This is a genomic window from Microbacterium sp. 10L49, assembly GCF_056395125.1.
This window is the reverse complement of sequence record NZ_JBFTIW010000001.1, coordinates 186296-210193: the sequence shown is the minus strand read 5'-3', so window position 1 is coordinate 210193 and position 23898 is coordinate 186296. Positions and strand designations below refer to the sequence as shown.

Below are 23898 nucleotides of genomic sequence, written 5' to 3'. Positions count from 1 at the left end.
GTCAGTCACTCTCTGTCGTCTTTCCAGCGGTGTCGGTGGAGGAAGTGGGGGTGGTGGGATGCGCGAGGCGGGCAGAGGCGGCGGCACGGTCCGCGCGTCCGCCGACGATCATCGCGTAGGCCCACATGCCGCCGAAGACGATCGCGACCAGCAGGATCGCGGGCACCAGGATGGCGGACAGCAGGACGATGACCTGCAGGATCCATCCCATCACGATTCCGGCTCTGCTGCCCATCAGCCCCGCGGCGACGAGCATCGCGACGCCGACCACGGCGCCGCCCACGATGCCCCACCACGGCGCGATGTCGGGGCCGAGCGCCTTCAGGCCGTAGACGGTGAGCCCTGCCAGGCCCACGACGATCGCCTCGAACGCGAGGATGATCGACCCGAGCTTCTGCGCGAGTCCGCGCGGCTTCCGGGCGCGGCGGGGACTCGCGGCGCGGGCCGCGGTCGCGGAGTCGTCGGTCACGCGCGCCATCCGCTCTTCCAGTCCTCATCGGCCGCGAGCGAGATCGCCTCACCGGCGAGCACGACGGACCCGGCGATGATCACCGCGCGGCGGTCGGCCGAGGCGGCCCATTCGCGCGCGGCGTCCGCGGCATCGGCCAAGGTGGGATGCACCGTGGCCCGGCCTCCGGCCCGCTCCACCAGATCGGCTATCGCGTCGGGCTCGCTCGCCCGCTCGGAGTCGGGAGCGGTCGCGAACACGTGCTCGACCGACGGCAGCAGCGTCTCGACGATGCCCGCCGCGTCCTTGTCGCCGAGCACGCCGAGCACGAGGCCCCACTCGTCGAAGTCGAAGCTGTCCTTCAGCGCGGCCGCGAGGGCGCGGGCGCCGTGCGGGTTGTGCGCCGCATCCACGACCACGGTCGGCGCGATCCCGAGCAGCTGCAGGCGACCGGGTGAGGTCGCGCCCTGCAGCCCCTCCGCGAGCACGTCGCCGACGATCGCATGCTGCGCTCCCCCGATGAGCGACTCGACGGCCGCGATCGCGAGAGCCGCGTTGAACCCCTGGTGCTCGCCGTACATCGGCAGGTACTCCTCGGAGTACTGCCCGGCCAGACCCCGCACGGTGATCTGCTGGCCGCCGACGGCGAGACGCTGCTCGACCAGCGCGAAGTCCTGTCCCTCGAACGCGATGCTCGCGCCGCGCTCGGCCGCGACGCGCCGCAGCACCGCCTCGGCGTCGGGTGTCTGCCGCGAGGAGACCACGGCCGCGCCGTCCTTGATGATCCCGGCCTTCACCTCGGCGATCTTCGCGATGGTGTCACCGAGGCGGTCGGCGTGATCGAGGTCGATCGGCGTGAACACCGCGACGTCGCCGTCGGCCGTGTTCGTGGAGTCCCAGGATCCGCCCATGCCGACTTCGAGCACGAGCACGTCGATGGGCGCATCCGCGCACGCCACGAAGGCGAGCACCGTGAGCAGCTCGAAGAAGGTCAGGGGTGCGTCGCCTGAGGCCTCGAGCTCGGCGTCGACGATGCCGACGAAGGGCTCGATCTCCTCCCACGCGTCGGCCACGGCGCCGTCGGCGATGGGTTCGCCATCGATCATGATCCGCTCGGTGAAGCGCTCCAGGTGCGGACTCGTGAACAGGCCGGTGCGCAGCCCGTGCGCGCGCAGCAGGCTCTCGATCATCCGCGCGGTCGACGTCTTGCCGTTCGTGCCCGTGAGGTGCACGACGCGGTACGTCTTCTGCGGGTCGTCCATCAGCTCGAGCAGGCGCGCGGTGCGCTCCTTGCGGGGCTGCACCCAGCGTTCCCCCGCGCGCTCCAGCAACGCGGAGTAGACGGCGTCTGCGCGCTCTCGATCGTCGGTCACGATGCGTCTCCGATCCGGCTCACGGCGACGGCGAATCCGCCGCGGTTGGCGTAGGTGCCCGCCTCGATGTCGGCCACGAACTCCGCCACGGCGAACTCCGCGCCCGCTTCCAGGACGTCCGCCTCGACCGCGAGCGTCTCCTCGGCGACCCCGGCGACGCCGAACGCGCTGCGAACTGCCGCGCCGTCCTCGGCGTCGGTGAAGCGCAGCTGCAGGCGGATGCGGTCGCTCACGTCGAACCCGGCGTTCTTGCGGGTGTCCTGCACGGCGCGGATCACGTCGCGGGCCAGGCCCTCCGCCTCGAGTTCGGGCGTGGTGGCGGTGTCGAGCAGCACGAAACCACCGGTCGGGACGACGGCCAGCGCCTCGCCCTCGGGGCGCCCCGAGGTCTCCAGCGCCAGCTCGTACTCGTGCGGCTCCAGCGCGATGCCGTCCGCCGTCACCACGCCGGACTCCTCGGTCCAGAAGCCGTCCTTCGCGGCGCGGATGACGCGCTGCACCTCCTTGCCGAGGCGCGGACCGGCGGCGCGGGCGTTGACGCTGAGGCGGTGGCTGATGCCGTACTCCGCCGCGGTGCCGTCGCCCTGGGCCACGAGCTCGACCGCCTTGACGTTGAGCTCGTCTCGGAGGATGTCCTCGAACGGAGCCAGCGTCTCGGCCAGCGGCGAGACGACCGTGAACCGCGCCAGCGGCAGGCGAACCCGCAGCTTCTCCTTCTTGCGCAGCGCATTGCCGACGCTGGAGAGCTCGCGCACCGCATCCATCGCGTCGCGCACGTCGTCGGCGTGCGGGAACAGTTCGGCGTCGGGCCAGTCCGTCAGGTGCACACTGCGTCCGCCGGTGAGGCCCTGCCACACGCGTTCGCCGATGAGCGGCACGAGGGGCGCCGCCACACGGGTCAGCGTCTCCAGCACCGTGAAGAGCGTGTCGAAGGCCTCGGTCGTCGTCGGGTCGTTCGCATGCACCCCCACCCAGAACCGGTCGCGCGAACGGCGGATGTACCAGTTCGTGAGCACCTCGGCGAACTCGCGCAGGCGCGCGGCGGCCGTCGTCGAGTCGAGGCTCTCGAGGTCCTCCTGCACGCCACGCACGAGGTCACCCGTACGCGCCAGGATGTAGCGGTCGAGCACGTCCGTCGAGTCCGTGCGCCAGCGCGCCTCATAACCCGATCCGTCGGGTCCGGCGGCGGCGTTCGCGTACGTCGCGAAGAAGTACCACGAGTTCCACAGCGGAAGGATGAACTCGCGCACGCCGGCGCGGATCCCCTCCTCCGTCACCGAGAGGTTGCCGCCGCGCAGCACCGAGCTCGACATCAGGAACCAGCGCATCGCGTCGGATCCGTCGCGTTCGAGCACCTCGGAGACGTCCGGGTAGTTGCGCAGCGACTTCGACATCTTGTTCCCGTCGGAGCCGAGCACGATGCCGTGGCAGCTCACGCCCGTGAACGCCGGGCGGTCGAACAGCGCGGTCGACAGCGCGTGCATCACATAGAACCAGCCGCGGGTCTGTCCGATGTACTCGACGATGAAGTCGGCCGGCGAGTGCGAGTCGAACCACTCCTGGTTCTCGAACGGATAGTGCACCTGCGCGAAGGGCATGGATCCGGAGTCGAACCACACGTCGAAGACGTCCTCGATGCGGCGCATCGTGCTCCGCCCGGTCGGGTCGTCGGGGTTCGGCCGAGTCAGCTCGTCGATGTACGGGCGGTGCAGATCGACCTCGCCCTCGGCGTTGCGCGGCAGGCGCCCGAAGTCGCGCTCCATGTCGGCGAGGGATCCGTAGGCGTCCACACGCGGGTACTCGGGGTCGTCGCTCTTCCAGATCGGGATCGGGGATCCCCAGTACCGGTTGCGGCTGATCGACCAGTCGCGCGCGCCCTCGAGCCACTTGCCGAACTGGCCGTGCTTGACGTTCTCCGGCGCCCAGGTGATCTGCTCGTTGTTCGCGAGCATCTCGTCCTTGAACTCGGTCACGCGCACGAACCAGCTCGAGACCGCCTTGTAGATGAGCGGGTTCCGGCAGCGCCAGCAGTGCGGGTACGAGTGCAGGTAGCTCTGCAGGCGCAGCAGCCGGCCGTTCGCGCGGAGCAGCCGGACGAGCGGGGTGTTCGCGTCCATCCACAACTCGCCGGCGACGTCGGCGACGGTGGGCAGGAAGCGGCCGCCCTCGTCGAGCGACAGGATGGTCGGGATCCCGGCCGCACCCGCGACCCGCTGGTCGTCCTCACCGTAGGCCGGCGCCTGGTGCACGATGCCGGTGCCGTCGCTCGTGGTCACGTAGTCGTCGACGAGGATCTGCCAGGCGTTCTGAGTGCCCCAGGTCTCCACGTCGGCGTAGTAGTCGAAGAGCCGCTCGTAGGTGACCCCGCCCAGCTCGGAGCCGGTCACGATCGCGGTGACCGCGGCGATCGCGTCCTCGGCGCTGTCGTAGCCGAGGTCCTTGGCGTAGCCGCCGAGGAGGTCCTTCGCGAGCAGGAATCGGTCGCCCTGAGCGCCCTCGGATGCCCCGTTCGGCCCGACCGGGACGACGGCGTAGACGATCTCCGGCCCGACGGCGAGCGCGAGGTTCGTGGGCAGCGTCCACGGGGTCGTGGTCCACGCCAGCGCCCGGACGCCCTCGAGGCCGAGCGCCGTGGCCTTCTCCCCCGACAGCGGGAAGCTCACGGTGACGGAGGGATCCTGACGCTCCTTGTACACGTCGTCATCCATGCGCAGCTCGTGCGCGCTCAGCGGCGTCTCGTCGCGCCAGCAGTACGGCAGCACGCGGTAGCCCTCGTAGGCGAGGCCCTTCTCGTGCAGGGTCTTGAAGGCCCAGAGCACGCTCTCCATGTAGCTCAGGTCGAGCGTCTTGTAGCCGCGCTCGAAGTCCACCCAACGCGCCTGACGGGTGACGTAGTCCTGCCATTCGTGCGTGTACGTGAGCACGGACTCGCGCGCCTTCGCGTTGAAGACGTCGATGCCCATCTGCTCGATCTCGTCCTTCTCGGTGATCCCGAGCTGCTTCATCGCCTCGAGCTCGGCCGGAAGGCCGTGCGTGTCCCACCCGAACACCCGGTCGACCTTCTTGCCGAGCATGGTCTGGAAGCGCGGGAACAGGTCCTTCGCGTAGCCCGTGAGCAGGTGTCCGTAGTGCGGCAGGCCGTTGGCGAACGGAGGGCCGTCGTAGAAGACCCACTCGTCGGCGCCCTCGCGCTGGGCGATCGAGGCGCGGAAGGTGTCGTCGGCCTCCCAGAACGCGAGCACGTCGCGCTCGATCTCGGGGAAGCGCGGGCTCGGGGTGACGGTCGCTGAGCCGGTCGAAGCGTCAGCGGCGGGGCCGAAGGATCCGGCGGGGGAGGTGCGCGGGTAGGTCATCGTGTCTCGCAGTGTCGGTGGCGGGCGGATGCTGCTGCTGCGAGGACGATTCCCGTGCTGTTCGGCAATGGGGACCGCGGTACCACCTCGCGTGCGGTTCGGTCCCTGAGCCTGTCGAAGGGCCGAACTGCCACTCTCACTGCGGCTGTGACGGGCCTGCCCCGCTCGGTTCTACTGACTTCGGTCGCTGGGCTTGTCGAAGCGTTCTTCCGAGAGCTCCCCGGTGATGGCCGGATCGATGCTCGTACCGTCCAGTCTAACGCCGCCGGATCCGGATGCGCTCCGGCCCGGATCCTGCCCCGGGATCCTCGACTGCTCGCAGGCTCGGCGGCTCGACCGGGATGACGGGCGACAGCGTGTAGGGCATCGCGCCATGGGCCGCTGTCGGCGACGAGTCCTAGGGTCGTGGCATGGCCCGCAGCACCGAACGTCCCCAGCCGCCCCGCGTCTCACCGCCCGATCTGCCGGACGAGCTCGATGACGCGGTGGGCCGCCGGCACGGCGACCACATCGGACAGCGGATCCCGCTCGCCGAGGATCTCGCGCATGCGCAGTTCGAGCAGTGCTCACTGTCCGGCACCGCGGACCGTGTGGACCTGACCGGGGCGACGTTGCTGGACGTCGAGATCGTGGACGCGCGCACGCCCGTGCTGTCCCTCAAGGATGCGACGATCCGGCGGCTGCGCATCGCGGGCGGCCGGATCGGCACGCTCGATCTGTCCGGCGCGCACGTCGCGGAGCTGATGCTCGAACACGCCCGCATCGACTACCTCTCGCTGGCGGCGACGAAGATCCAGGATTCGCTCATCACCGACTGCACCCTCGCCACCGTCGACATCCCCGCCGCCACGGCCACCCGGGTGCGGTTCGAGCGCTGCCGAGCGGACGAGGTCGACACCCGGGGCCTGAGGGCCGACGCCCTCGATCTGCGGGGGCTCGACGCCGTGGCATTCGTCGACGTGACCGCGCTGCGCGGCACCACGATGACCGAACGACAGGTCGAGCTGCTGGCTCCCGCGTTCGCGCGCGCAGCAGGGATCGACGTGCAGGACTGACCCTCAGGGAAGGTCAGACGGAGGGCCCGAGGCCGCCAGCAGCTCCCGCGTGAACGGGTGCTGCGGAGCTCCGAGCACCTGCGCGGCCAGGCCCTGTTCGACGATCGCACCGTCCTGCATGACCAGCAGATCGTCGGCCGCGGACGCGATCACCCCGAGGTCATGCGAGACGAGGAGCATGGTCAGCCCGCGATCGCGCTGCAGTCGGTCCAGCAGCGCGAGGATCCGCGTCCGCACAGTGACGTCCAGCGCGGACACCGGTTCGTCGAGCACGAGTACCTCGGGCTCGGCGGCGAGCGCACGGGCGATCGCGGCGCGCTGTCGCTGACCGCCTGACAGCGCGGCGGGGCGCCGTGCGGCGAGCGCCGCATCCAGACCGACCTCACGCAGCAGGTCGGCCGCGCGTGCCGCCCGCTGCGCGCGAGGAACACACCCGGCCGCGAGCGCCTCCCGCAGCGAGCGCCCGATGGTCCAGCGCGGATCGAAGGCGCCCAGCGGGTTCTGGTGCACGAGCTGGATCCGCGGTCGGCCGCCGCCGGCCCAGGCGACCGTACCGGTATCGGCGCGCTCGACCCCCAGAAGGACACGGGCCAGCGTCGTCTTCCCGGATCCGGACTCGCCCACCACCCCGAGAGTGCGCGCGCGGCGCAGGTCGAACGAAACGTCGCGCAGCACCGGTCGGTCGAAGCTCTTGCCCACCGCAGTGACCGTGGCGAGCACCGGCGCGTCGACGACGGTCGGGGTTCGCGGCGTCGGTGTCGAGGCGAGCACCAACTCGCGCGTGTACGCATCCTTCGGTGCGGCGAGCAGTTCAGACGCGGATCCGCGCTCGACCACGCGTCCGTCCCGGAGCACCACGACGCGGTCGGCGACCCGGCGCACCGCCGCCATGTCGTGGCTGACGAACACGACCGCGGTCCCCTCATCGGCGATCCGGCGCAGCAGCGCCAGCACCCGCGCCTGCACGGTCGCGTCCAGGGCCGTGGTCGGTTCGTCCGCGACCAGCACCACGGGCCCGGCTGCGAGCGCGCTCGCGATGAGGGCACGCTGACGCAGCCCGCCCGACAGTTCGTGCGGCCGCTGCCGAGCGCGCCGCACGGGATCCGGCATCGCGACGTCCGTGAGCAGCTCCAGCACGCGTGCGTCCCGCGCCGCACGCGGGAGGGATCCGTGGATCTCCAGCGGCTCGGCGACCTCGGCGCCGATGCGGCGCAGCGGATCCAGGGACACGAGCGCATCCTGCGAGACCAGGGCGATGCGTGCTCCGCGCAGCGTCCGCCAGCCGCGCTCGGGCAACGCCACGGCATCCACACCGTCGACTTCGAGCATCGCCGCCGAGACCGTGGCGTGCTCCGGCAGCAGGCCGAGCAGCGCGCGGACCGTGAGGGACTTGCCCGCCCCCGATTCCCCCACGAGCGCGACGCACTCCCCCGGCGCGACCGTGAACGACACGTCGTCGACGAGGGCACGCCCGTCGATGCGGATCCGCAGGCCCTCCACGCGGAGCGCGGGCGGAAGACCGGGCCCCGGAACTGCCTGCGGCTTCGACCGGGTACCCCCTCCGGCACTCCCGGCGCTCATGCGCGCCTCCCCTCGGCGCGGGCACGCAGCGCGCGTCCGAGGAAGGTCGCCGCCAGCACGGTCAGCGTGATCGCGAGCCCGGGGAACACGGCGATCCACCAGGCCTGGCCGAGCACGTTGCGGCCGCCTGCGAGCATGAGCCCCCACTCCGGCGACGGCTCGGCGGGTCCGAGCCCGAGGAAGCTGAGGCCGGCGGCGGCGAGGATGCTGGATCCGAGCCCGATCGTGGCGAGCACGCTGAGCGCGCCGAGCACACCCGGCGCGACGTGCCGGCGGAACGTCGTGAACGCCCCGACGCCGAGGATGTGCGCCGCCTCCACATGCTCCGCGCGACGCAGCACCTGCGTCTGCGCGCGGGCGAGCCGCACGTACACGGGTATCGCAGCGAGCGTCACACCGATCGCGACGTTCACGGCACCGGGGCCGAGGATCGCGACGACGACCAGGGCCAGCAGGAACTCGGGGAACGCCATCAGCACGTCGTTCGTGCGCATCAGCGCGACGTCAACCGGTCGCGGCGCCACTCCGGCGAGCGACCCGACGATCAGGCCGACCACGAGTGCCAGGCCTGTCGCCAGGACGCCGATGCCGAGCGAGCGCCCGGCCCCGTGCACGACCCTGGCGTACACATCGCGCCCGCTCTGGTCGGTGCCGAACGGGTGCCCCGGACCGGGCGGCAGCAGTGCATCGCGCACATGGGTCTGCAGCGGATCCCCCGGGGCGAGCAGGCCCGGCACGACGGCGGCGAGCACCACCACGGCCAGCACGACCGCGGCGAGCGCGAGAAGGACGCGCCTCAGCAGCCTCATGCGTCCGCCTCCGCGCGCGCGGGAGCGGCCTCGGCCGGGCGTCCGACCGAGGCCCGCAGCCGTGGATCCAGGAACGGCGCCGCCAACTCCACGAGCGTGTTCACGACGACGAAAACGAGAGCGCTGAACAGGATGATCCCGGTGACCACCGGCAGGTCGCGCCCCGTGATCGCCGCCAGCGTCACCCGCCCCAGACCCGGGCGCGCGAACACCGTCTCCACGAGCACCGCACCGCCCAGCAGCGAGCCCACGAGGTACGCGCTGAGGGTCAGCGCTCCGATCGAACCGTGCCGCAGGGTGTGCCTCAGCGTCAGCCGGGCGTGGTCGGCGCCGCGCGCGAGCACCGTCAGCGCCCATGGCTGCCGCTCGGCCGCCTCCACACCGTCGCGCAGCACCTGGCCGAGCAGCGCCGCGACGGGAAGTGCCAGGGCGACCGCCGGCAGCACCAGGCTCGCCCCGGTCCGCGATCCCGCCACCGGGAACCAGCCCAGCCCGAAGGCGAACACCGTGAGCAGCAGCAGGCCGATCCAGAACACCGGCGAGGACAGCACGATCAGCTCACCGGTCGCGACGAGCCCGCGAGCGAGCGGCCGGCGAGCGATCAGCACCCCGGCGAGCGCGAGCAGCACCGCGATCGCGAGGGCGAGTGCCGTGAGCTGCAGCGTGGCGCCGAGCTGGCGTCCGATCACCTCGCTCACCGGCATCCGCAGCTGATACGACGTACCGAGATCCCCATGCAGCAGATCGGAGAGCATCGACAGATACTGCTGCCAGAGCGGGCGATCCAACCCCAGGTCGGCGCGGATCCGGTCCTTGACCGCTTCGCCCACCTGGGCCTGCGGGCCGAGCATGACGCTCACCGGGTCACCGGGCAGCACCCGGAAGGCGAGGAAGGACAGCGTCGCCGCCCCCCACAGCACGAGCACGATCGACGCGGCCGCCCCGCCGATCCGGCGCACGACGACGCCGGATCGGCGCACAGACGCGTCCGGCGGCCCTGGTCGATCCCTCACGAGCGGACGATATCGCGAACCGTGCTCACTTCACGCTGGCGCCGAAGAAGAGCGGCCGCCCGTAGATGTCGAAGCCCAGACCGGCCACCTTGTCGCCCACCGCGGTGATCGCCGAGGTGACGTAGAGCGGCACGATCGCGTCGTCCTTCGCGTTCCACTTCTGGATCTGCGCGTAGACGTCGGCGCGCGTGGACGCGTCAGTGGCGGCGATGCCGTCCTTGAGCAGTTGGTCGAGCTTCGGATCGCTCACCGATGATGCATTCTGGAAGCCGTCGGTCGCGAGATGGCTGCGCAGCAGGTCGGGGTCGACGCCGGAGAAGTCCCAGTCCGTGATGTCGAAGGTCTTGGGGCCGTACTTCTCGTTGTAGGCGCCCGGTTCCAGCGTCTCGCGCGTGATCTCGAACCCGACCGCCTTGAGATCGGACTGGATCGCGTTCGCGAGGGCCGCATGGTCGTCGGAGACGGGAGTCCAGGCGATCCAGTCCGCCGTGAGGCGCTTCCCGTCCTTGGTGCGGATGCCGTCGGCTCCGCGCTGGGTCCAACCCGCCTCGTCGAGGAGCTTGTTCGCGAGATCCTTGTCGAACGGCCAGCTCTTCTCGAGGCTCTTGTCGTAACCGGGCGTGGTCGGGCCGAGGATGCTCCACGCCCGCGGGAACTGCCCGAAGAAGATCTTGTCCACCGCGGCGTCGACGTCGATCGCCCGGGTGAACGCCTCGCGCACCTTCTGATCCGCGAACACCCCGTTCTTCTCGTTGAGGAAGAGCGAGTACGGCAGGCCCGGCACCTGCACGGACTTCACGGTCGCGGATCCCTTGATCTGCGAGACGAGGTTCGGCGGCAGCTGCGAGGCGAGGTCGATCTCGCCCGACGTCACGGATCCGCTGCGCACGGACGCTTCGGGGAGGATCTGCACCCGAAGGGTCTTGAACGCGGGGGCCTCCTGGCCCTCCGGCGCCCAGGCGTACTTCGCGTTGCGGGTGTACACGATCTCCTGATCGGGCGTGTACGACGAGATCTGGAACGGGCCGGTGCCCACCGTGATGCCCTTGCCACCGGCGGCGAGATCGGCGGAGTGCTCGGCGAGCACCTTCGGCGCGTAGAAGCCCAGTTGCGCGGTGCTCGCCGCCTGCAGGAACGGCGCGTACGGCTGCGAGAACGTGACCTTCACCGTGCTCGGGTCGATCACCTCGGTGCCCTTGTACAGCTCGCCGCCGAGCATGCTCGCGGCCTGCGCCGACTTGGTCGCAGGATCCGCGATCCGGTCGAAGTTGGCCTTCACCGCGGCGGCGTCGAACTTCTCCCCATCGGTGAAGGTGACGTCGTCGCGCAGGTGGAACGTGTAGGCGGTCCCGTCCTCGGAGATCTCCCACTTCTTCGCGAGCCACGGCACGAAGGATCCGTCCGTCTTCTGGAACACCAGCGAGTCCAGCACGGCACGCTGCACCATGGCGGTCACGTCGAGCTGGCTGGTCTGCGGATCCATCTTGCCGCTCGAGAGCAGGCTGCCGTCGACGCCCCACACGAGTTCGCCGTTCGCGTCTCCCGATCCCGATGCGGATCCGGTCGAGGCGGAGCAGGCGCTGAGCGCGAGCGCGGCGACCGCGGCGAGGGCGGTGAAGGGCAGGAGTCGACGCCGAAGCGGAGAAGGCATGAGGAATCCTCGGGTGCGGAGAGGGAGCTGTGTGCGGGACACTCCAGGCTATCGGTTTGTGGACGGAGTGGATCTATCGCCCGATTCCTGCGATCGATGAGCCCGAATCTGCTTTTGTGTTGTTTTATGTTGGATCTTGTGGGAAGCTAGCGCAACGCCCGAACCCGGGCCACGGAGAGCGGCAAAGGAGCCCGATGTACGCAGCGGAGCGGCAGCAGCGCATCCACGAGCGCGCACAACGGGACGGCCGCGTCGATGTCACCGGTCTGGCGGAACTGCTGGACGTGACCACCGAGACCGTCCGGCGAGACCTCGCGGTCTTGGAGCAGCAGGGCCTGGTCCGCCGCGTCCACGGTGGCGCACTCCCCGCGGAGCGCCCCCTGCCGGAACTCACCCTCGCGGCACGCATCGGCCAGCACTCGGAGGCGAAACTGCGCATCGCCACGCGTGCTCTGCAGGAGCTGCCCGACGGCGGCACGATCCTCCTCGACTCCGGATCCACCACGCTCGCGATCGCCGAGCTGCTCCCGGCCGACGCGCAGCTCACCGTCGTGACCAACAACACCATCGTCGCCGGCGCCCTCGCAGGCCGGGACAACCTCACGCTGCTCCTCATCGGCGGACGTGTGCGCACCGTCACGGGCGCGGCCGTCGGTCCGTGGGCGATCGAGGCGCTCGCCGAGCTCACCGTCGACGTCGCCTTCCTCGGCACCAACGGCTTCGACGCCGACCATGGCCTGTCGACCCCCGACCAGGACGAGGCCGCCGTGAAACGCGCCATGCTCGAGGCCGCGCGCACCCGCATCCTCGTCGCCGACTCCAGCAAGCTCGGCGCCGTCCACCTCCAGCGCTTCGCACGCGCCGAGGAACTGCACACCATCATCACCGACACCGCAGCGGACCCCGACGCCGTGGAGGCGCTGCGCGCCGCTGGACCGAAGGTCGTGATCGCATGATCGTCACTCTCACCCCGAACCCGAGCATCGATCGCGCCGTGACGCTCGATGGGCTCTCCCGCGGCGAGGTGCAGCGCGCGACGTCCAGTCGCGTCGATCCCGGCGGCAAGGGGCTCAACGTCTCCCGCGCCGTCGCCGCGATGGGCGGCGACACCCGCGCGGTACTCCCCTCGGGCGGGCTCGAGGGCGGGCTGCTCGAAGCGCTCTGCCGCGCCGCATCCGTGCCCGTCGTCGTCGTGCCGATCCGGGGCAGCGTGCGCATGAACATCAGCGTGCTGGAGCCCGACGGCACCACCACGAAGATCAACGAACCGGGGCCGCTGCTGGACGCCGCCGAGGCCGACGCCCTGATCGCGAACGCGCTGACCGACGTCCCGGCCGGCGATTGGCTGTCGGGCGGCGGCAGCCTCCCCCTCGGCGCCCCGGCCGACTTCTACGGGCGCCTGGTACGCGGCGCTCACGATCGCGGCATCCGCGTCGCGGTCGACACCTCCGGCGCCCCGCTCGCGGCCGCCGTCGCGGCGAAGCCGACCCTCATCAAGCCGAACCGCGACGAACTCGGCGAGCTGATCGGCCGCGATCTGCCCACGCTCGGGGCCGTTCTGGACGCCGCGCAGGCGCTGCAGCGCGGCGGCATCGACATGGTCGCGGTGAGCCTCGGCCGGGACGGCGCCGTGATCGTCACCAGCGGGGGCGCCTGGCACGCGACCGCAGTGGCGTCCGACGTCGTCTCGACGGTCGCCGCCGGCGACTGCATGCTCGCCGGATTTCTGTTCGCGCTCAGCGCGGACCATTCCGCGGCGGAGGCCCTCGCCGAGGGCGTCCGCTGGGGCACCGCGGCCGTCGCTCTGCCCGGCAGCCAGGTGCCCACGCCCGCCGATCTTCGTGACGTGCACGTCACCGTCACCTCCACCCCGGACCGCGAACTCCCCCTCGCGGACTGACTCCTCCACGGAAAGGAACTCCTCATGGCACTGATCAACGAAGAACAGGTCGTGCTCGACCTCACCGGCGCCGACCGGCACGAGGCGACGGCGACCCTCGCCGCACGGCTCGTCGCCACCGGCCGCTGCACCGACCTCGACCAGTTCCTCGCGGACGTCCGCGAGCGCGAGTCGAAGATGGCCACCGGCCTTCCCGGCGGCATCGGCATCCCGCACGCGCGCAGCGCCGCGATCACCGAGCCGTCCCTCGTCTTCGGTCGCACCCGCGACGGCATCGACTGGGGCGCGAAAGACGGCCCGGCGCGGCTGGTCTTCCTCATCGCCGCACCCGAGGCCGGCGGCGATGCGCACATGCAGATGCTCCCGAAGCTCGCCAGGGCGCTGATGCGCTCCGAGTTCCGGGACGCGCTGCTCGCCGCGACGACAGAGGCCGAGGTCGTCGCGATCGTCGGCGAACACGTGCAGCTGGACGCGCCGAAGCCGGGGCCGGAGAGCACACCCGCGCCGGCCGCTGAAGCAAAGGCCGCGGAGGCCGAAGTCGCGGAGGCCGAAGTCGCCGAGGCCGCAGCCGAACCCGCGGCGGGCCGCTCACTCAAGCTCGTCGGCGTCACCTCCTGCCCCACCGGGATCGCGCACACGTACATGGCCGCGGAGGCGCTGGAAAGAGCTGCCAAGGCTGCCGGGCACTCGATCAAGGTCGAGACCCAGGGCTCCGCCGGATCCACTCCGCTCACCCCCGCCGAGATCGCCGAGGCCGATGCGGTCGTGTTCGCGCACGACCTCGCGGTGAAGGACGTCGGCCGGTTCGCCGGCAAGCCCACCGTCGACGTCCCGGTGAAGAAGGCGATCTCCGACGGCCCCGAGCTCATCGAGCGGGCATCGGCGCTCGCCGCAGAGTGGGCGGCCGACCCGACCAAGGCTGCGGGGCCATCGGCCGGAGGCCTCACCACGAAGGTGGAGGCCGATGCGAAGGTCGGCACGAAGATCCGCCAGTGGCTGATGACGGGGGTCTCGTACATGATCCCGTTCGTCGCCGCAGGCGGGATCCTCATCGCGCTCTCGTTCATGATCGCGCAGATCGCTGTCGGCGAGACCGGCGCGCTCAAGGTCGTCAAGTACAACCTCATCGCGCCGGACGCGACGAACATCGCTCAGCACTTCGATCCGACGAGCCTGATGTCCTGGGGCGGGCTGCTGTTCGTGATGGGAGCCGCCTCGTTCGGCTTCCTGGTCCCGATCCTCTCCGGCTTCATCGCGTTCGCGATCGCCGACCGTCCCGGGCTCGTCCCCGGCATCGTCGGCGGTTCGATCGCGGCCACCATGGGCGCCGGATTCCTCGGCGGCCTGGTGACCGGATTCGTGGGCGGATTCGTGGCCCGGTGGATCTCGCGCTGGCGGGTGCACAAGGGCGTCCGCGGCGTGATGCCGGTCGTCGTGATCCCGCTGCTGTCGACCCTGATCACGGCGGGGCTGTTCATCACCATCCTCGGCCGTCCGATCGTGTGGCTGACGACGCAGCTCAACCAGTGGCTGACCGGAATGACCGGCGCGGGCGCTCTGGTCCTCGGCATCGTCCTCGGCGCCATGATGGGCTTCGACCTGGGCGGACCGGTCAACAAGACCGCGTACGCGTTCGCCACGACCGGGCTCGCCGCGGCCGGCGCGGCGACCGACGCCCCCCAACTGAAGATCATGGCCGCGGTCATGGCCGCCGGAATGGTGGCTCCGCTCGCGATGGCGCTCTCGACCGCCCTGCGCCCCAAGCTCTTCACGGAGCCGGAGCGCGAGAACGGCAAGGCGGCCTGGCTGCTCGGCCTGTCGTTCATCTCGGAGGGCGCGATCCCGTTCGCCGCCGCCGACCCGATCCGGGTGATCGCCTCGTCGGTCATCGGATCCGCCGTGACCGGCGGTCTCTGCATGGTCTTCGGTGTCACGCTGCGCGCCCCGCACGGGGGGATCTGGGTCCTCCCGCTGATCGGCGCCCCGCTGCTCTTCCTGCTCGCGCTGGTCATCGGCGTCGTGGTGATGGCGCTCATCATCACCGTGCTGAAGACTGTCGCGCAGAGCAAGCGCGTCGAGCAGATCGAGACCGCGGCCTCAGAGTCCGTCGCCGTCTGAACAACCATCCATTCGAAGGAGAACAACCATGGCCACTCGTACCGTCACCATCGCCTCGTCCGTCGGCCTGCACGCCCGTCCCGCGTCGCTCTTCGTCGAAGCCGCGGCGGACTCCGGGCTCGACGTCGAGATCGGCCGTCCCGGTGAGGACGCCGTCGACGCCACCAGCATCCTGGGCGTCATGGCGCTCGGCGCGAAGCACGGCGAAGAGGTCGTGCTGACGGCCGAAGGCGCCGACGCGGATGCCGTGCTCGACAAGCTCGTGGCGCTGCTGTCCACCGACCTGGACGCTCAGTGAGATGACGGCCGTGATCCCCGGCGAGGTCCGACAGGGCATCGGCGTCAGTCCGGGCACGGCGTACGGGCCGGTGGTGCAGGTCGCACCGCCGGTCCGCCCGCCGCAGAACGAACCGGGCCCCGCCGACGCGGATCAGGCGGCGGCCGACGTCGCGCAGGCCTTCGCCGACGTCGCCGCGGCACTCGACGCCAAGGCGGAGCACGTCGTGGACACCGCGCAGGCGATCCTGCAGGCGACCGCGATGATGGCGCGCGACAAGTCGCTGCTCAAAGCTGCAGTGGCGGGTGTCCGAGCCGGCGTGGGACCCGCGACGGCGATCTCGGCCGCGGTCGAGGAGTTCGTCGTCAAGTTCGAGGCGCTCGGCGGCTACTTCGCCGAGCGGGTCGCGGATCTGCGCGACGTCGGCTCCCGAGCCGTCGCCGCGGTGCTGGGCGTGCCGGCTCCCGGGGTGCCGGACTTCACGGAGCCGAGCATCGTCGTGGCCGAGGACCTGGCACCGGCGGAGACGGCCACGCTGGATCGCGCGCTCGTCGCCGGGATCGTCACCCGGGCCGGCGGACGCACGAGCCACACCGCGATCCTCGCGGCGCAGATGGGCATCCCCGCCGTGGTGCAGGTGGCCGATGCGACGCAGATCGCCCCGGGCACTTTCATCGCCGTGGACGGCGACACCGGCGAAGTCGTCGTCGCCCCGGATCCGGCCCTGGTCGCCGAGCAGCGCGTCCGCCGGGAACGGCGTGCCGCGGCCCTGGCGGGGTCGTCCGGCCCTGGCCGCACCAAGGACGGTCTCGCGATCGCGCTGCTGGCCAACATCGGCGGCGTCGAGGACGCCGTGCTCGCCGGTGCGCTGGATCTCGAGGGCGTGGGTCTGTTCCGCACCGAGTTCGTGTTCCTGTCGTCCGAGACCGCGCCCACCGTCGCGGAGCAGACCGAGATCTACCGGCGCGTCCTCGAACCGTTCGGCGGGCGCCGCGTGGTCGTGCGCACTCTCGATGCGGGAGCGGACAAGCCGCTGAAGTTCGCCGATCTCGGCCCGGAGGAGAACCCGGCGCTGGGGCGGCGGGGACTTCGCCTCTCTGCCGAGCGGCCGGACCTGCTCGACGCACAGCTGGAGGCGCTGGCCGCCGCCGCGAAGCAGACCGGCGCCGACGTCCGCGTGATGGCGCCGATGGTCGCGACCGTCGAGGAGGCCGCCTGGTTCGCCCGGCGCGTCTACGAGAACGGCCTGCCCAAGGCCGGAGTGATGATCGAGATCCCCGCCGCCGCTCTGCGCGCGTCCCACGTGCTCGGCGCGGTCGACTTCGGGAGCCTCGGAACGAACGACCTCGCGCAGTACACGATGGCAGCCGACCGGATGCAGGGCGAGCTCGCGGATCTCCTCGACCCGTGGCAGCCCGCTGTGCTCGACGTGATCGCGGCCGCCGCCGACGGCGCGAGGGCTGCGGGGAAGCCGATCGGCGTGTGCGGCGAGTCCGCCGGCGATCCGCTGCTGGCGCTCGTGCTCGTGGGCCTCGGCGTCACCAGCCTGTCGATGGCACCCGGCAAGGTCCCGGCCGTCCGGGTGGCGCTCGCCGCGCACTCCCAGCTCGACTGCCAGCGGCTCGCCGCCGCGGCGCGAGGTGCGGCGACCGCTGTCGAGGCCCGCGACGCGGTGCGCGCCGCCGCGGCTGCGGAGCTGCTCGCCATCCTGTGAGAACCACAAGGAGGCGCCGGAGTTCGCTCTCCGGCGCCTCCTTGCGCTGTGCGTCGCCGTCGCCCCCCCCGGACCCGCGGTCCGGGACCGGGCCGATAGACTGTCGCCACACCCCACACTCAGGCACGCTCACACAGTGCCGCACACATCGCACGAGGAGATCCATGTCGTCGTTGAACGCCATCCCGGACAAGCCCGCACTGGAAGGCCTCGAAGCGAAATGGGGTGAGCGCTGGTCCACAGACGGCACCTTCCTCTTCGACCGCCTCCGTGCCGCGCAGAGCGGTCGTGACGGCGTCTACTCGATCGACACCCCGCCGCCCACCGCGAGCGGCAGCCTCCACATCGGGCACGTGTTCAGCTACACGCACACCGACATCAAGGCGCGTTTCGAGCGCATGCGGGGCAAGAACGTGTTCTACCCGATGGGCTGGGACGACAACGGCCTGCCCACCGAACGCCGTGTGCAGAACTACTACGGCGTGCGCTGCGACCCGTCGCTCCCCTACGACGCCGACTTCACACCGCCCTTCGAAGGCGGCGACAACAAGTCATCCCGCGCCGCGGACCAGCTGCCGATCAGCCGCCGCAACTTCATCGAACTCTGCGAGAAGCTGACCGAGGAGGACGAGAAGCACTTCGAGGCGCTGTTCCGCCAGCTCGGCCTCAGCGTGGACTGGACGCAGACCTACCGCACGATCTCGAACGAGTCGATCCGGCAGAGCCAGCTCGCGTTCCTGCGCAATCTCGAGCGCGGCGAGGCCTATCAGTCCCTCGCGCCGACCCTCTGGGATGTGGACTTCCGCTCCGCGATCGCGCAGGCCGAGCTCGAGGACCGCGACCAGCAGGCCGCGTATCACACCATCGACTTCCCGTTCGCGGACGGATCCGGGCACATCACGATCGAGACGACGCGTCCCGAGCTCCTGCCCGCCTGCGTCGCGATCGTGACCCACCCCGAGGGCCCGCACAAGCACCTCATCGGCACGAAGGTGCGCACGCCCTTCTTCGGCACCGACATCGAGATCCACGGTCATCACCTCGCCCAGCCCGACAAGGGCACGGGAGCGGCCATGGTCTGCACCTTCGGCGACGTGACCGACATCGTGTGGTGGCGCGAGCTGCGCACCACGCACGGTCGCAACCTGCCGAACATGACCACGATCGGACTCGACGGACGCTTCCTGCCAGACGCCCCCGCGTCGGTGGGCGACGCGGACGCGGCCGCCTGGTATGTGGAGAACATGGCCGGCAAGACCGTGTTCTCGGCACGCAAGGCACTGGTGGAGAAGCTCCAGGAGACCGGCGCCATGACCGCGGTCGGCAAGCCGTTCAACCACGCCGTGAAGTTCTTCGAGAAGGGCGACCGCCCGCTCGAGATCGTCTCGACGCGCCAGTGGTACATCCGCAACGGCGCCCGCGACGCCGAGCTGCGCGATCAGCTGCTCGCGCACGGCGCCGAGCTGAACTGGCACCCGGAGTTCATGCGCGTGCGCTACGAGAACTGGGTGGGCGGCCTGACCGGCGACTGGCTGGTCTCGCGTCAGCGCTTCTTCGGCGTGCCGATCCCGCTCTGGTACGCGCTGGACGAGAACGGCGAGCGCGACTACGACCGGGTGCTGACGCCGGGTCACGAGAGCCTGCCGATCGACCCCACGACCGACGTGCCCGCCGGCTACACCGCCGAGCAGCGCGGTGTGCCGGGCGGGTTCGACGCGGAGGCGGACATCCTCGACACCTGGGCGACCTCCTCCCTCACACCGCAGCTCGCGGGCGGATGGGAGCGCGACGGCGAGCTCTGGGATTTGGTCTCGCCGATGGATCTGCGCCCGCAGGGGCAGGACATCATCCGCACCTGGCTGTTCTCCACCATGCTGCGCTCGACGCTCGAAGACGGACGCACCCCGTGGCGCAACGCCGCGATCAGCGGCTTCATCGTCGACCCCGACCGCAAGAAGATGTCCAAGTCCAAGGGCAACGTGGTCACCCCTGCCGACATCCTCGACGCGCACGGATCCGACGCGGTGCGGTACTGGTCGGCCTCCAGCCGGCTGGGGGCCGACGCCGCCTTCGACCCGCAGAACCCGACGCAGGTGAAGATCGGCCGCCGCCTGGCGATCAAGATCCTCAATGCCGCGAAGTTCGTGCTGTCCTTCCCCGTGCCCGAGGGCGCCGAGATCACGCATGCTCTGGATGCCTCGATGCTCGCCACCCTGGACGGGGTGGTGCGCGACGCGACGACGGCGTTCGAGAACTACGACCAGGCGCGCGCGCTCGAGATCACCGAGGCGTTCTTCTGGACGTTCTGCGACGACTACCTCGAGCTCGTCAAGGAGCGCGCTTACGACCGCACGAACGTGGGTCAGGCCTCCGCGGCACTCGCCCTGCGCCTCGCCCTCTCCACGCTGCTGCGCCTGCTCGCCCCGATCGTGTCGTTCGCGACCGAGGAGGCGTGGAGCTGGTTCGAGGAGGGCTCGGTGCACACCGCCGCCTGGCCGGAGCCGCTCGGCCCCGTGCCGGGATCGAGCGGTGCCGGCGACCCCGCTGTGCTCGCGACGGCGAGCAAGGCGCTGATCGGCATCCGGCGGGCGAAGACCGAGGCGAAGGCCTCGCAGAAGACCCCCGTGTCGTCGGCGACGATCGCCGCCCCGGCTGCCGAGATCGCGGCGCTCGAGGCCGCTGCGGACGACCTCCGGGCCGTGGGCCGCATCGCGAAGATCACCTTCCGTGAGGCCGATGCGCTCGAGATCACGGCCATCGAGCTGGCACCGGTCGAGGAGGCATGATGCAGCTCGGGACGCGTTGGGCCGCCGGATCCGAGCCGCCGGCATCGGTTCCCGCGGCCCTGCGCCCGGGCATCGCCGACGCGGAGGCCCGCAGCGTGGCGGGCGGCACGCTGAGCCTGCACACCGGGGCCTTGAACCTGCTGCGCGGCACGTGGACCCTGACCTGGCTGGAGGGCCGGCCGATCGCCGAGCTCGACACCGGCTGGGAGGTCTCGCGCACCGCCTCGGGCGAGGTCGTGGTCCGTCCGTTCGACGACTGACCCGGTCCGATCCCTGAGCCTGTCAACGGGCTCGCGAGTGCGAGTGCGAGTGCCAGTGCCAAAGCCAGTGCGACGACCTCAGCGCGAACGCGATCCGATCATCTGCAGCGACTGCTCGAGGATGAACGGATCCACGGCCTTGCGCGCCTGCTGCTCACGGAGCATGTCGATGGCGAGCGCGCGTCGCTCGGCCCGGCGCTCCATGCGTCGGCGGACGTGCGCGGTGATCGCGTCGGCGACGCGGAGGCCCGTGCGCTCGAGGTACGTGGGGGCGGCGATGTGCAGCGTCGCGGCGGTCATGACAACTCCTCGGTCTCTGTGGTGCGGTGTTCCGCGGCGCCCCGCGGGCGTGCGTCAGGAAGGTCGAACAGGTCTGCGCGGACCGTGACGCGGCGCACACCGGGGCCGGTCTGGTCCCGGTAGCGCTGCACGGCGGCCTCGACGAGCGCGTCGATCTGCTGCGCGAGCTCCTGCAGCTGCGGCGCGGTCATGTCGAGCATCGTGGTCATGTGGTGCGCGGCCTCGCGCCACTCCTGCGGCACCTCCGACTGCGGCCGGTGCAGGTGATCCATCAGGCGCTGGTGCCTGTTGCGGAAGAACTCGTCCTCCACGATCTGCGCGGCGGCCCGGCCGGACGGCGTCATCTCGTCGTTCGGCCCGGAGAACGACATCCGTCCACGGGGGCGCTCCCACCACCGCTCGCGCGCCGTGCCGCGGTCAGCGACCTCGTGGATGAGGTCGCGCGCCGCGAGCGCCCGAAGGTGATAGCTGGTGACGCCGGAGCTCTCCCCGATCAGCGCGGCGAGCGAACTCGCCGTCTGCGGACCGCGCTCCGCGAGCAGATCCAGGATCCGCACCCGCAGCGGGTGCGCGAGCGCCTTCAGCGCGCTCGCGTCGAGCGTGCGCTCCTCGGGCTGAGCGTCCCGTCGGGGTCCTTCGTTCTCCGTCATGCATGCAAAGATACCTTTGCAAGAACCTCTTTGCAAGTATCTCTTTGCACACGCGACTCGATGCGTCCGGAGCGCCGGGCCTCAGTCCTCCCAGCGCAGGCGGAACTCCCAGGCACCCCTCCGCAGCACGCGCGTGTGTGCCGGATCGACGAGCGGAACACGTGCGGCGGATTCCGCGGGGATCGCCTCGAGTACGGGTTCGCCGCTTCTCCCCTGCCACGCGCGGACCCGCAAGGCCAGCCGTTCCGCGAGATCCGCCCCTCCTGCACCGAATCCACGGACGACCACCTCGGGCCCGGTCGCGCGTCGTGCCCCGTCCACCGTCGCGAAGCCGTCGTCCGAGAGCCACACCGGCGTCCGCATCCACGACGAGCCCGGGAACGAGGGATCCTGACCCCGCGACGCACTGAAGATCGACGCTGCAGGCTCGGCGCCGCACAGGAGCCACAGGAAGAACCGCAGGAACGGCGACATCGGGGCGAGCTCGACGCCCGTCCTGATCGGCGCAGCGGGTCGGGCGAGCGCCTCACCGACCCACGCGTCGTCGATCCCGTCGATATCGGTGAAGACGACGTCTCCGGCGCGCGCGTCCTGTCGATGCACGTCGACCGCTCCCGCACCCCGAGCGGCGACGAAGCCGCCGGGGAATGCGTCGCGCCCGACCAGCCGATCACCCTCCCGCGTGAAGGCGAATCCCGCACCGATCCCGCACAGCCGCATCGGCGCCACGACCCGCGCACCAGGCCGAAGTGCGCCGAGCAGCCAGGGCGGAAGCGTCCAGGTGTCGACCGTGATGTGAACGACGTCGTAGCGGTGATCCGCGAGGACGCAGTCCGTGGACCAGGCGTCCGCGACCTCGACCGTCACGTCGACCGGCGTGCCATGCCGTGCAAGCGCATCGGTGGTCCTCGCCGTCACCCTGGGGTCGATGTCGACGCTGCGCACACGTCCCTCGGGTGCGACGAGTTCCGCGAGGAGCGCCGCGTTGCAGCCGCCCGATCCGATCTCGAGCACCTCCGCACCGGGGACGATTCCCGCACGTTCCAGCATGGTCGCGTGGATCGACGGCGCCGAGACGGTGCTCACCACGTCGTCTCCGTCGCGCGCCACCACATGCGTCCTGTCCGCATACACCTCTGCGAGAGCGGCGCCGGGCACGAACACCTCCCGGCGCACCGTGCGGAATGCCCGCTCCACCGCGTCGCTGCGGATCGCCCCCCGCGCCCGCAGCGCCGTCACGAGTGCGTGCCGCTCCACGTTCTCCGCATCCATGACACCGACGCTAGCCTCGGCCGCCGACACGGCCCCGCCCCATCGATGAACGTTGCGAGCCGGGCGAGCCGTATCTGCACGCCCACCGTCCAGAGGCCCGCCTGCCGCAGCTTCCACGTGCGGCCGCGTGCAGAGGCGGATCAGGCCGCAGCGCGCGCAATCAGGCCGCAGCGCGCGCAGCGACGAACGCCGCGACGCAGCGCTCGACCTGCTCCGGGGTGTGCGCCGCGGAGAGCTGCACGCGGATGCGCGCGAGCCCGCGCGGCACCACGGGGAAGCTGAAGGCGGTGACGTAGACACCCTGCTTCTGCATCTCTGCGGCGACCCGTGCGGTCAACGCGGCATCACCGAACATGACCGGCACGATCGCGTGCTCGCCCGGGAGCAGGTCGAACCCCTCCTCCGTCATCCGGCGGCGGAACAGGGCGGCGTTCTCCTGCAGCTGCAGGCGAAGGGATCCGGATCCCTCGACGAGATCGAGGGCGCGCAGGGTGCCCGCGACGATCGACGGGGCGAGTGTGTTGGAGAACAGGTACGGACGGGCGCGCTGACGAAGCAGGGCCACGATGTCGCGATGCCCGGCGACGTAGCCGCCGCTCGCGCCGCCGAGCGCCTTGCCGAAGGTGCCGGTGTAGATATCCACCCGGCCCTCGACGCCGCACAGCTCCGGCGTGCCGCGACCGTGCTCGCCGATGAAGCCGACGGCGTGCGAGTCGTCCACGAAGACCAGCGCGTCGTAGCGCTCCGCGAGGTCGCAGATGTCCGCGAGCGGAGCGATGTAGCCGTCCATGGAGAACACCCCGTCGGTCACGATCACCCGGAAGCGGGCATCGGCCGCGGCCTTGAGCTGCTCTTCGAGGTCGGCCATGTCGCGGTTGCGGTAGCGCAGCCGGCGGGCCTTGGAGAGGCGGATCCCGTCGATGATCGAGGCGTGGTTGAGCTCGTCCGAGATGATCGCGTCCTCGGCGGAGAACAGGGTCTCGAAGACGCCGCCGTTCGCGTCGAAGCACGAGGAGAACAGGATCGCGTCGTCGGTGCCGAGGAACGCGGACAGCCGTCGCTCGAGCTCGAGGTGCTGCTCCTGGGTGCCGCAGATGAAGCGCACGCTGGCCAGCCCGTAGCCCCACTCGTCGAGCGCGCCCTTCGCGGCCTCGACCAAACGAGAGTCGTCCGCGAGGCCGAGGTAGTTGTTGGCGCAGAAGTTGAGCACCTCGGCGCCGTCTGCGACGATCTCCGTGCGCTGCGGACCGCGGATCCCGCGCTCGTGCTTGGTGAGGCCCGCTTCCTCGATCCCGGTGAGTTCGCTCGCGAGGTGCTGCTGGAATGCTCCGTACATCG

General features: G+C 70.9%; 19 protein-coding genes. 8 read left to right on the top strand and 11 right to left on the bottom strand.

Annotation, left to right across the window (positions count from 1 at the left end; genetic code table 11):
- Position 1: 1 nt before the first annotated feature.
- From AC1DCT_RS01005 to ileS, 3 genes are read right to left on the bottom strand one after another with little or no spacing between them, the layout of a single operon-like run.
- Positions 2-478 carry a DUF4233 domain-containing protein gene (locus AC1DCT_RS01005; protein WP_441975731.1) on the bottom strand — a complete coding sequence of 159 codons (477 nt, stop codon included), beginning with the start codon at positions 476-478 and terminating at the stop codon, positions 2-4.
- Positions 466-1821 (bottom strand): bifunctional folylpolyglutamate synthase/dihydrofolate synthase, encoded by a 1356-nt coding sequence (locus AC1DCT_RS01000; protein WP_440731533.1) that lies wholly within the window; start codon positions 1819-1821, stop codon positions 466-468. The genes AC1DCT_RS01005 and AC1DCT_RS01000 overlap by 13 nt, the downstream gene beginning before the upstream one ends.
- On the bottom strand, positions 1818-5174 hold the full coding sequence (gene ileS, locus AC1DCT_RS00995; RefSeq protein ID WP_477427024.1) for an isoleucine--tRNA ligase: 3357 nt from the start codon (positions 5172-5174) through the stop codon (positions 1818-1820). The genes AC1DCT_RS01000 and ileS overlap by 4 nt, the downstream gene beginning before the upstream one ends.
- 410 nt (positions 5175-5584) lie before the next feature.
- Here ileS and AC1DCT_RS00990 point away from each other — a divergent pair, with 410 nt between their 5' ends.
- Positions 5585-6229 (top strand): pentapeptide repeat-containing protein, encoded by a 645-nt coding sequence (locus tag AC1DCT_RS00990; protein ID WP_441975729.1) that lies wholly within the window; start codon positions 5585-5587, stop codon positions 6227-6229.
- A gap of 3 nt (positions 6230-6232) precedes the next feature.
- On the opposite strand, the gene AC1DCT_RS00985 is transcribed toward AC1DCT_RS00990, so the two are convergent.
- The 4 genes from AC1DCT_RS00985 to AC1DCT_RS00970 are packed head-to-tail and all read right to left on the bottom strand — an operon-like array spanning position 6233 to position 11283.
- Entirely contained in the window at positions 6233-7810 is a 1578-nt protein-coding gene (locus AC1DCT_RS00985; RefSeq protein WP_477427022.1) for an ATP-binding cassette domain-containing protein, read from the bottom strand.
- Positions 7807-8619: an ABC transporter permease gene (locus tag AC1DCT_RS00980; RefSeq protein ID WP_441975727.1), complete on the bottom strand. Its 813-nt coding sequence runs from the start codon at positions 8617-8619 to the stop codon at positions 7807-7809. The genes AC1DCT_RS00985 and AC1DCT_RS00980 overlap by 4 nt, the downstream gene beginning before the upstream one ends.
- The gene (locus AC1DCT_RS00975) at positions 8616-9632 is read right to left on the bottom strand and encodes an ABC transporter permease (protein ID WP_477427020.1); all 1017 of its coding nucleotides are present in this window, start codon (positions 9630-9632) and stop codon (positions 8616-8618) included. The genes AC1DCT_RS00980 and AC1DCT_RS00975 overlap by 4 nt, the downstream gene beginning before the upstream one ends.
- Positions 9633-9657: 25 nt before the next feature.
- Positions 9658-11283, bottom strand: a complete 1626-nt coding sequence (locus tag AC1DCT_RS00970; RefSeq protein WP_441975725.1) for an ABC transporter substrate-binding protein — start codon at positions 11281-11283, stop codon at positions 9658-9660.
- Between the two features lie 194 nt (positions 11284-11477).
- Here AC1DCT_RS00970 and AC1DCT_RS00965 point away from each other — a divergent pair, with 194 nt between their 5' ends.
- From AC1DCT_RS00965 to AC1DCT_RS00935, 7 genes are all read left to right on the top strand, one after another.
- The gene (locus AC1DCT_RS00965; protein ID WP_440731526.1) at positions 11478-12239 is read left to right on the top strand and encodes a DeoR/GlpR family DNA-binding transcription regulator; all 762 of its coding nucleotides are present in this window, start codon (positions 11478-11480) and stop codon (positions 12237-12239) included.
- Entirely contained in the window at positions 12236-13183 is a 948-nt protein-coding gene (pfkB, locus tag AC1DCT_RS00960; protein ID WP_477229229.1) for a 1-phosphofructokinase, read from the top strand. The genes AC1DCT_RS00965 and pfkB overlap by 4 nt, the downstream gene beginning before the upstream one ends.
- Positions 13184-13207: 24 nt before the next feature.
- On the top strand, positions 13208-15301 hold the full coding sequence (locus AC1DCT_RS00955) for a PTS fructose transporter subunit IIABC (RefSeq protein WP_477427018.1): 2094 nt from the start codon (positions 13208-13210) through the stop codon (positions 15299-15301).
- A gap of 28 nt (positions 15302-15329) precedes the next feature.
- Positions 15330-15599 carry an HPr family phosphocarrier protein gene (locus AC1DCT_RS00950; protein WP_440731523.1) on the top strand — a complete coding sequence of 90 codons (270 nt, stop codon included), beginning with the start codon at positions 15330-15332 and terminating at the stop codon, positions 15597-15599.
- Between the two features lies 1 nt (position 15600).
- Positions 15601-17292 carry a phosphoenolpyruvate--protein phosphotransferase gene (gene ptsP, locus AC1DCT_RS00945; RefSeq protein ID WP_477427016.1) on the top strand — a complete coding sequence of 564 codons (1692 nt, stop codon included), beginning with the start codon at positions 15601-15603 and terminating at the stop codon, positions 17290-17292.
- A gap of 164 nt (positions 17293-17456) precedes the next feature.
- Complete coding sequence (gene valS / locus AC1DCT_RS00940) at positions 17457-20078, top strand: valine--tRNA ligase (RefSeq protein WP_477427014.1); 2622 nt, start codon at positions 17457-17459, stop codon at positions 20076-20078.
- A complete protein-coding gene (locus AC1DCT_RS00935; RefSeq protein WP_440731520.1) occupies positions 20075-20338 on the top strand; it encodes a hypothetical protein in 264 nt (87 codons plus the stop codon). The genes valS and AC1DCT_RS00935 overlap by 4 nt, the downstream gene beginning before the upstream one ends.
- A gap of 78 nt (positions 20339-20416) precedes the next feature.
- Here the strand turns inward: AC1DCT_RS00935 and AC1DCT_RS00930 are convergent, their stop codons facing one another.
- The 4 genes from AC1DCT_RS00930 to AC1DCT_RS00915 all read right to left on the bottom strand — a co-directional run bounded on the left by AC1DCT_RS00930 (position 20417) and on the right by AC1DCT_RS00915 (position 23896).
- The gene (locus tag AC1DCT_RS00930; RefSeq protein ID WP_477427012.1) at positions 20417-20638 is read right to left on the bottom strand and encodes a hypothetical protein; all 222 of its coding nucleotides are present in this window, start codon (positions 20636-20638) and stop codon (positions 20417-20419) included.
- Positions 20635-21288: a helix-turn-helix domain-containing protein gene (locus tag AC1DCT_RS00925; RefSeq protein WP_477427010.1), complete on the bottom strand. Its 654-nt coding sequence runs from the start codon at positions 21286-21288 to the stop codon at positions 20635-20637. Before AC1DCT_RS00925 ends, AC1DCT_RS00930 begins: the two co-directional genes overlap by 4 nt.
- Before the next feature lie 81 nt (positions 21289-21369).
- Entirely contained in the window at positions 21370-22560 is a 1191-nt protein-coding gene (locus tag AC1DCT_RS00920; RefSeq protein WP_477427008.1) for a class I SAM-dependent methyltransferase, read from the bottom strand.
- Between the two features lie 160 nt (positions 22561-22720).
- Positions 22721-23896, bottom strand: coding sequence for a glycine C-acetyltransferase (locus tag AC1DCT_RS00915; RefSeq protein ID WP_477427006.1), 1176 nt, complete (start codon positions 23894-23896; stop codon positions 22721-22723).
- Positions 23897-23898: the final 2 nt, after the last annotated feature.

What these genes read in the sequence shown, in the direction of transcription:
- AC1DCT_RS00950 (WP_440731523.1), top strand. Translation starts at nt 15,330, where the DNA reads ATGGCCACTCGTACCGTCACCATCGCCTCGTCCGTCGGCCTGCACGCC.
- AC1DCT_RS00955 (WP_477427018.1), top strand. Translation starts at nt 13,208, where the DNA reads ATGGCACTGATCAACGAAGAACAGGTCGTGCTCGACCTCACCGGCGCC.
- AC1DCT_RS01005 (WP_441975731.1), bottom strand. Translation starts at nt 478, where the DNA reads ATGGCGCGCGTGACCGACGACTCCGCGACCGCGGCCCGCGCCGCGAGT.
- AC1DCT_RS00985 (WP_477427022.1), bottom strand. Translation starts at nt 7,810, where the DNA reads ATGAGCGCCGGGAGTGCCGGAGGGGGTACCCGGTCGAAGCCGCAGGCA.
- AC1DCT_RS00935 (WP_440731520.1), top strand. Translation starts at nt 20,075, where the DNA reads ATGATGCAGCTCGGGACGCGTTGGGCCGCCGGATCCGAGCCGCCGGCA.
- ptsP (WP_477427016.1), top strand. Translation starts at nt 15,601, where the DNA reads ATGACGGCCGTGATCCCCGGCGAGGTCCGACAGGGCATCGGCGTCAGT.
- AC1DCT_RS00930 (WP_477427012.1), bottom strand. Translation starts at nt 20,638, where the DNA reads ATGACCGCCGCGACGCTGCACATCGCCGCCCCCACGTACCTCGAGCGC.
- AC1DCT_RS00980 (WP_441975727.1), bottom strand. Translation starts at nt 8,619, where the DNA reads ATGAGGCTGCTGAGGCGCGTCCTTCTCGCGCTCGCCGCGGTCGTGCTG.
- valS (WP_477427014.1), top strand. Translation starts at nt 17,457, where the DNA reads ATGTCGTCGTTGAACGCCATCCCGGACAAGCCCGCACTGGAAGGCCTC.
- AC1DCT_RS00925 (WP_477427010.1), bottom strand. Translation starts at nt 21,288, where the DNA reads ATGACGGAGAACGAAGGACCCCGACGGGACGCTCAGCCCGAGGAGCGC.
- AC1DCT_RS00990 (WP_441975729.1), top strand. Translation starts at nt 5,585, where the DNA reads ATGGCCCGCAGCACCGAACGTCCCCAGCCGCCCCGCGTCTCACCGCCC.
- pfkB (WP_477229229.1), top strand. Translation starts at nt 12,236, where the DNA reads ATGATCGTCACTCTCACCCCGAACCCGAGCATCGATCGCGCCGTGACG.
- AC1DCT_RS00920 (WP_477427008.1), bottom strand. Translation starts at nt 22,560, where the DNA reads ATGGATGCGGAGAACGTGGAGCGGCACGCACTCGTGACGGCGCTGCGG.
- AC1DCT_RS00915 (WP_477427006.1), bottom strand. Translation starts at nt 23,896, where the DNA reads ATGTACGGAGCATTCCAGCAGCACCTCGCGAGCGAACTCACCGGGATC.
- AC1DCT_RS00965 (WP_440731526.1), top strand. Translation starts at nt 11,478, where the DNA reads ATGTACGCAGCGGAGCGGCAGCAGCGCATCCACGAGCGCGCACAACGG.
- AC1DCT_RS00970 (WP_441975725.1), bottom strand. Translation starts at nt 11,283, where the DNA reads ATGCCTTCTCCGCTTCGGCGTCGACTCCTGCCCTTCACCGCCCTCGCC.
- ileS (WP_477427024.1), bottom strand. Translation starts at nt 5,174, where the DNA reads ATGACCTACCCGCGCACCTCCCCCGCCGGATCCTTCGGCCCCGCCGCT.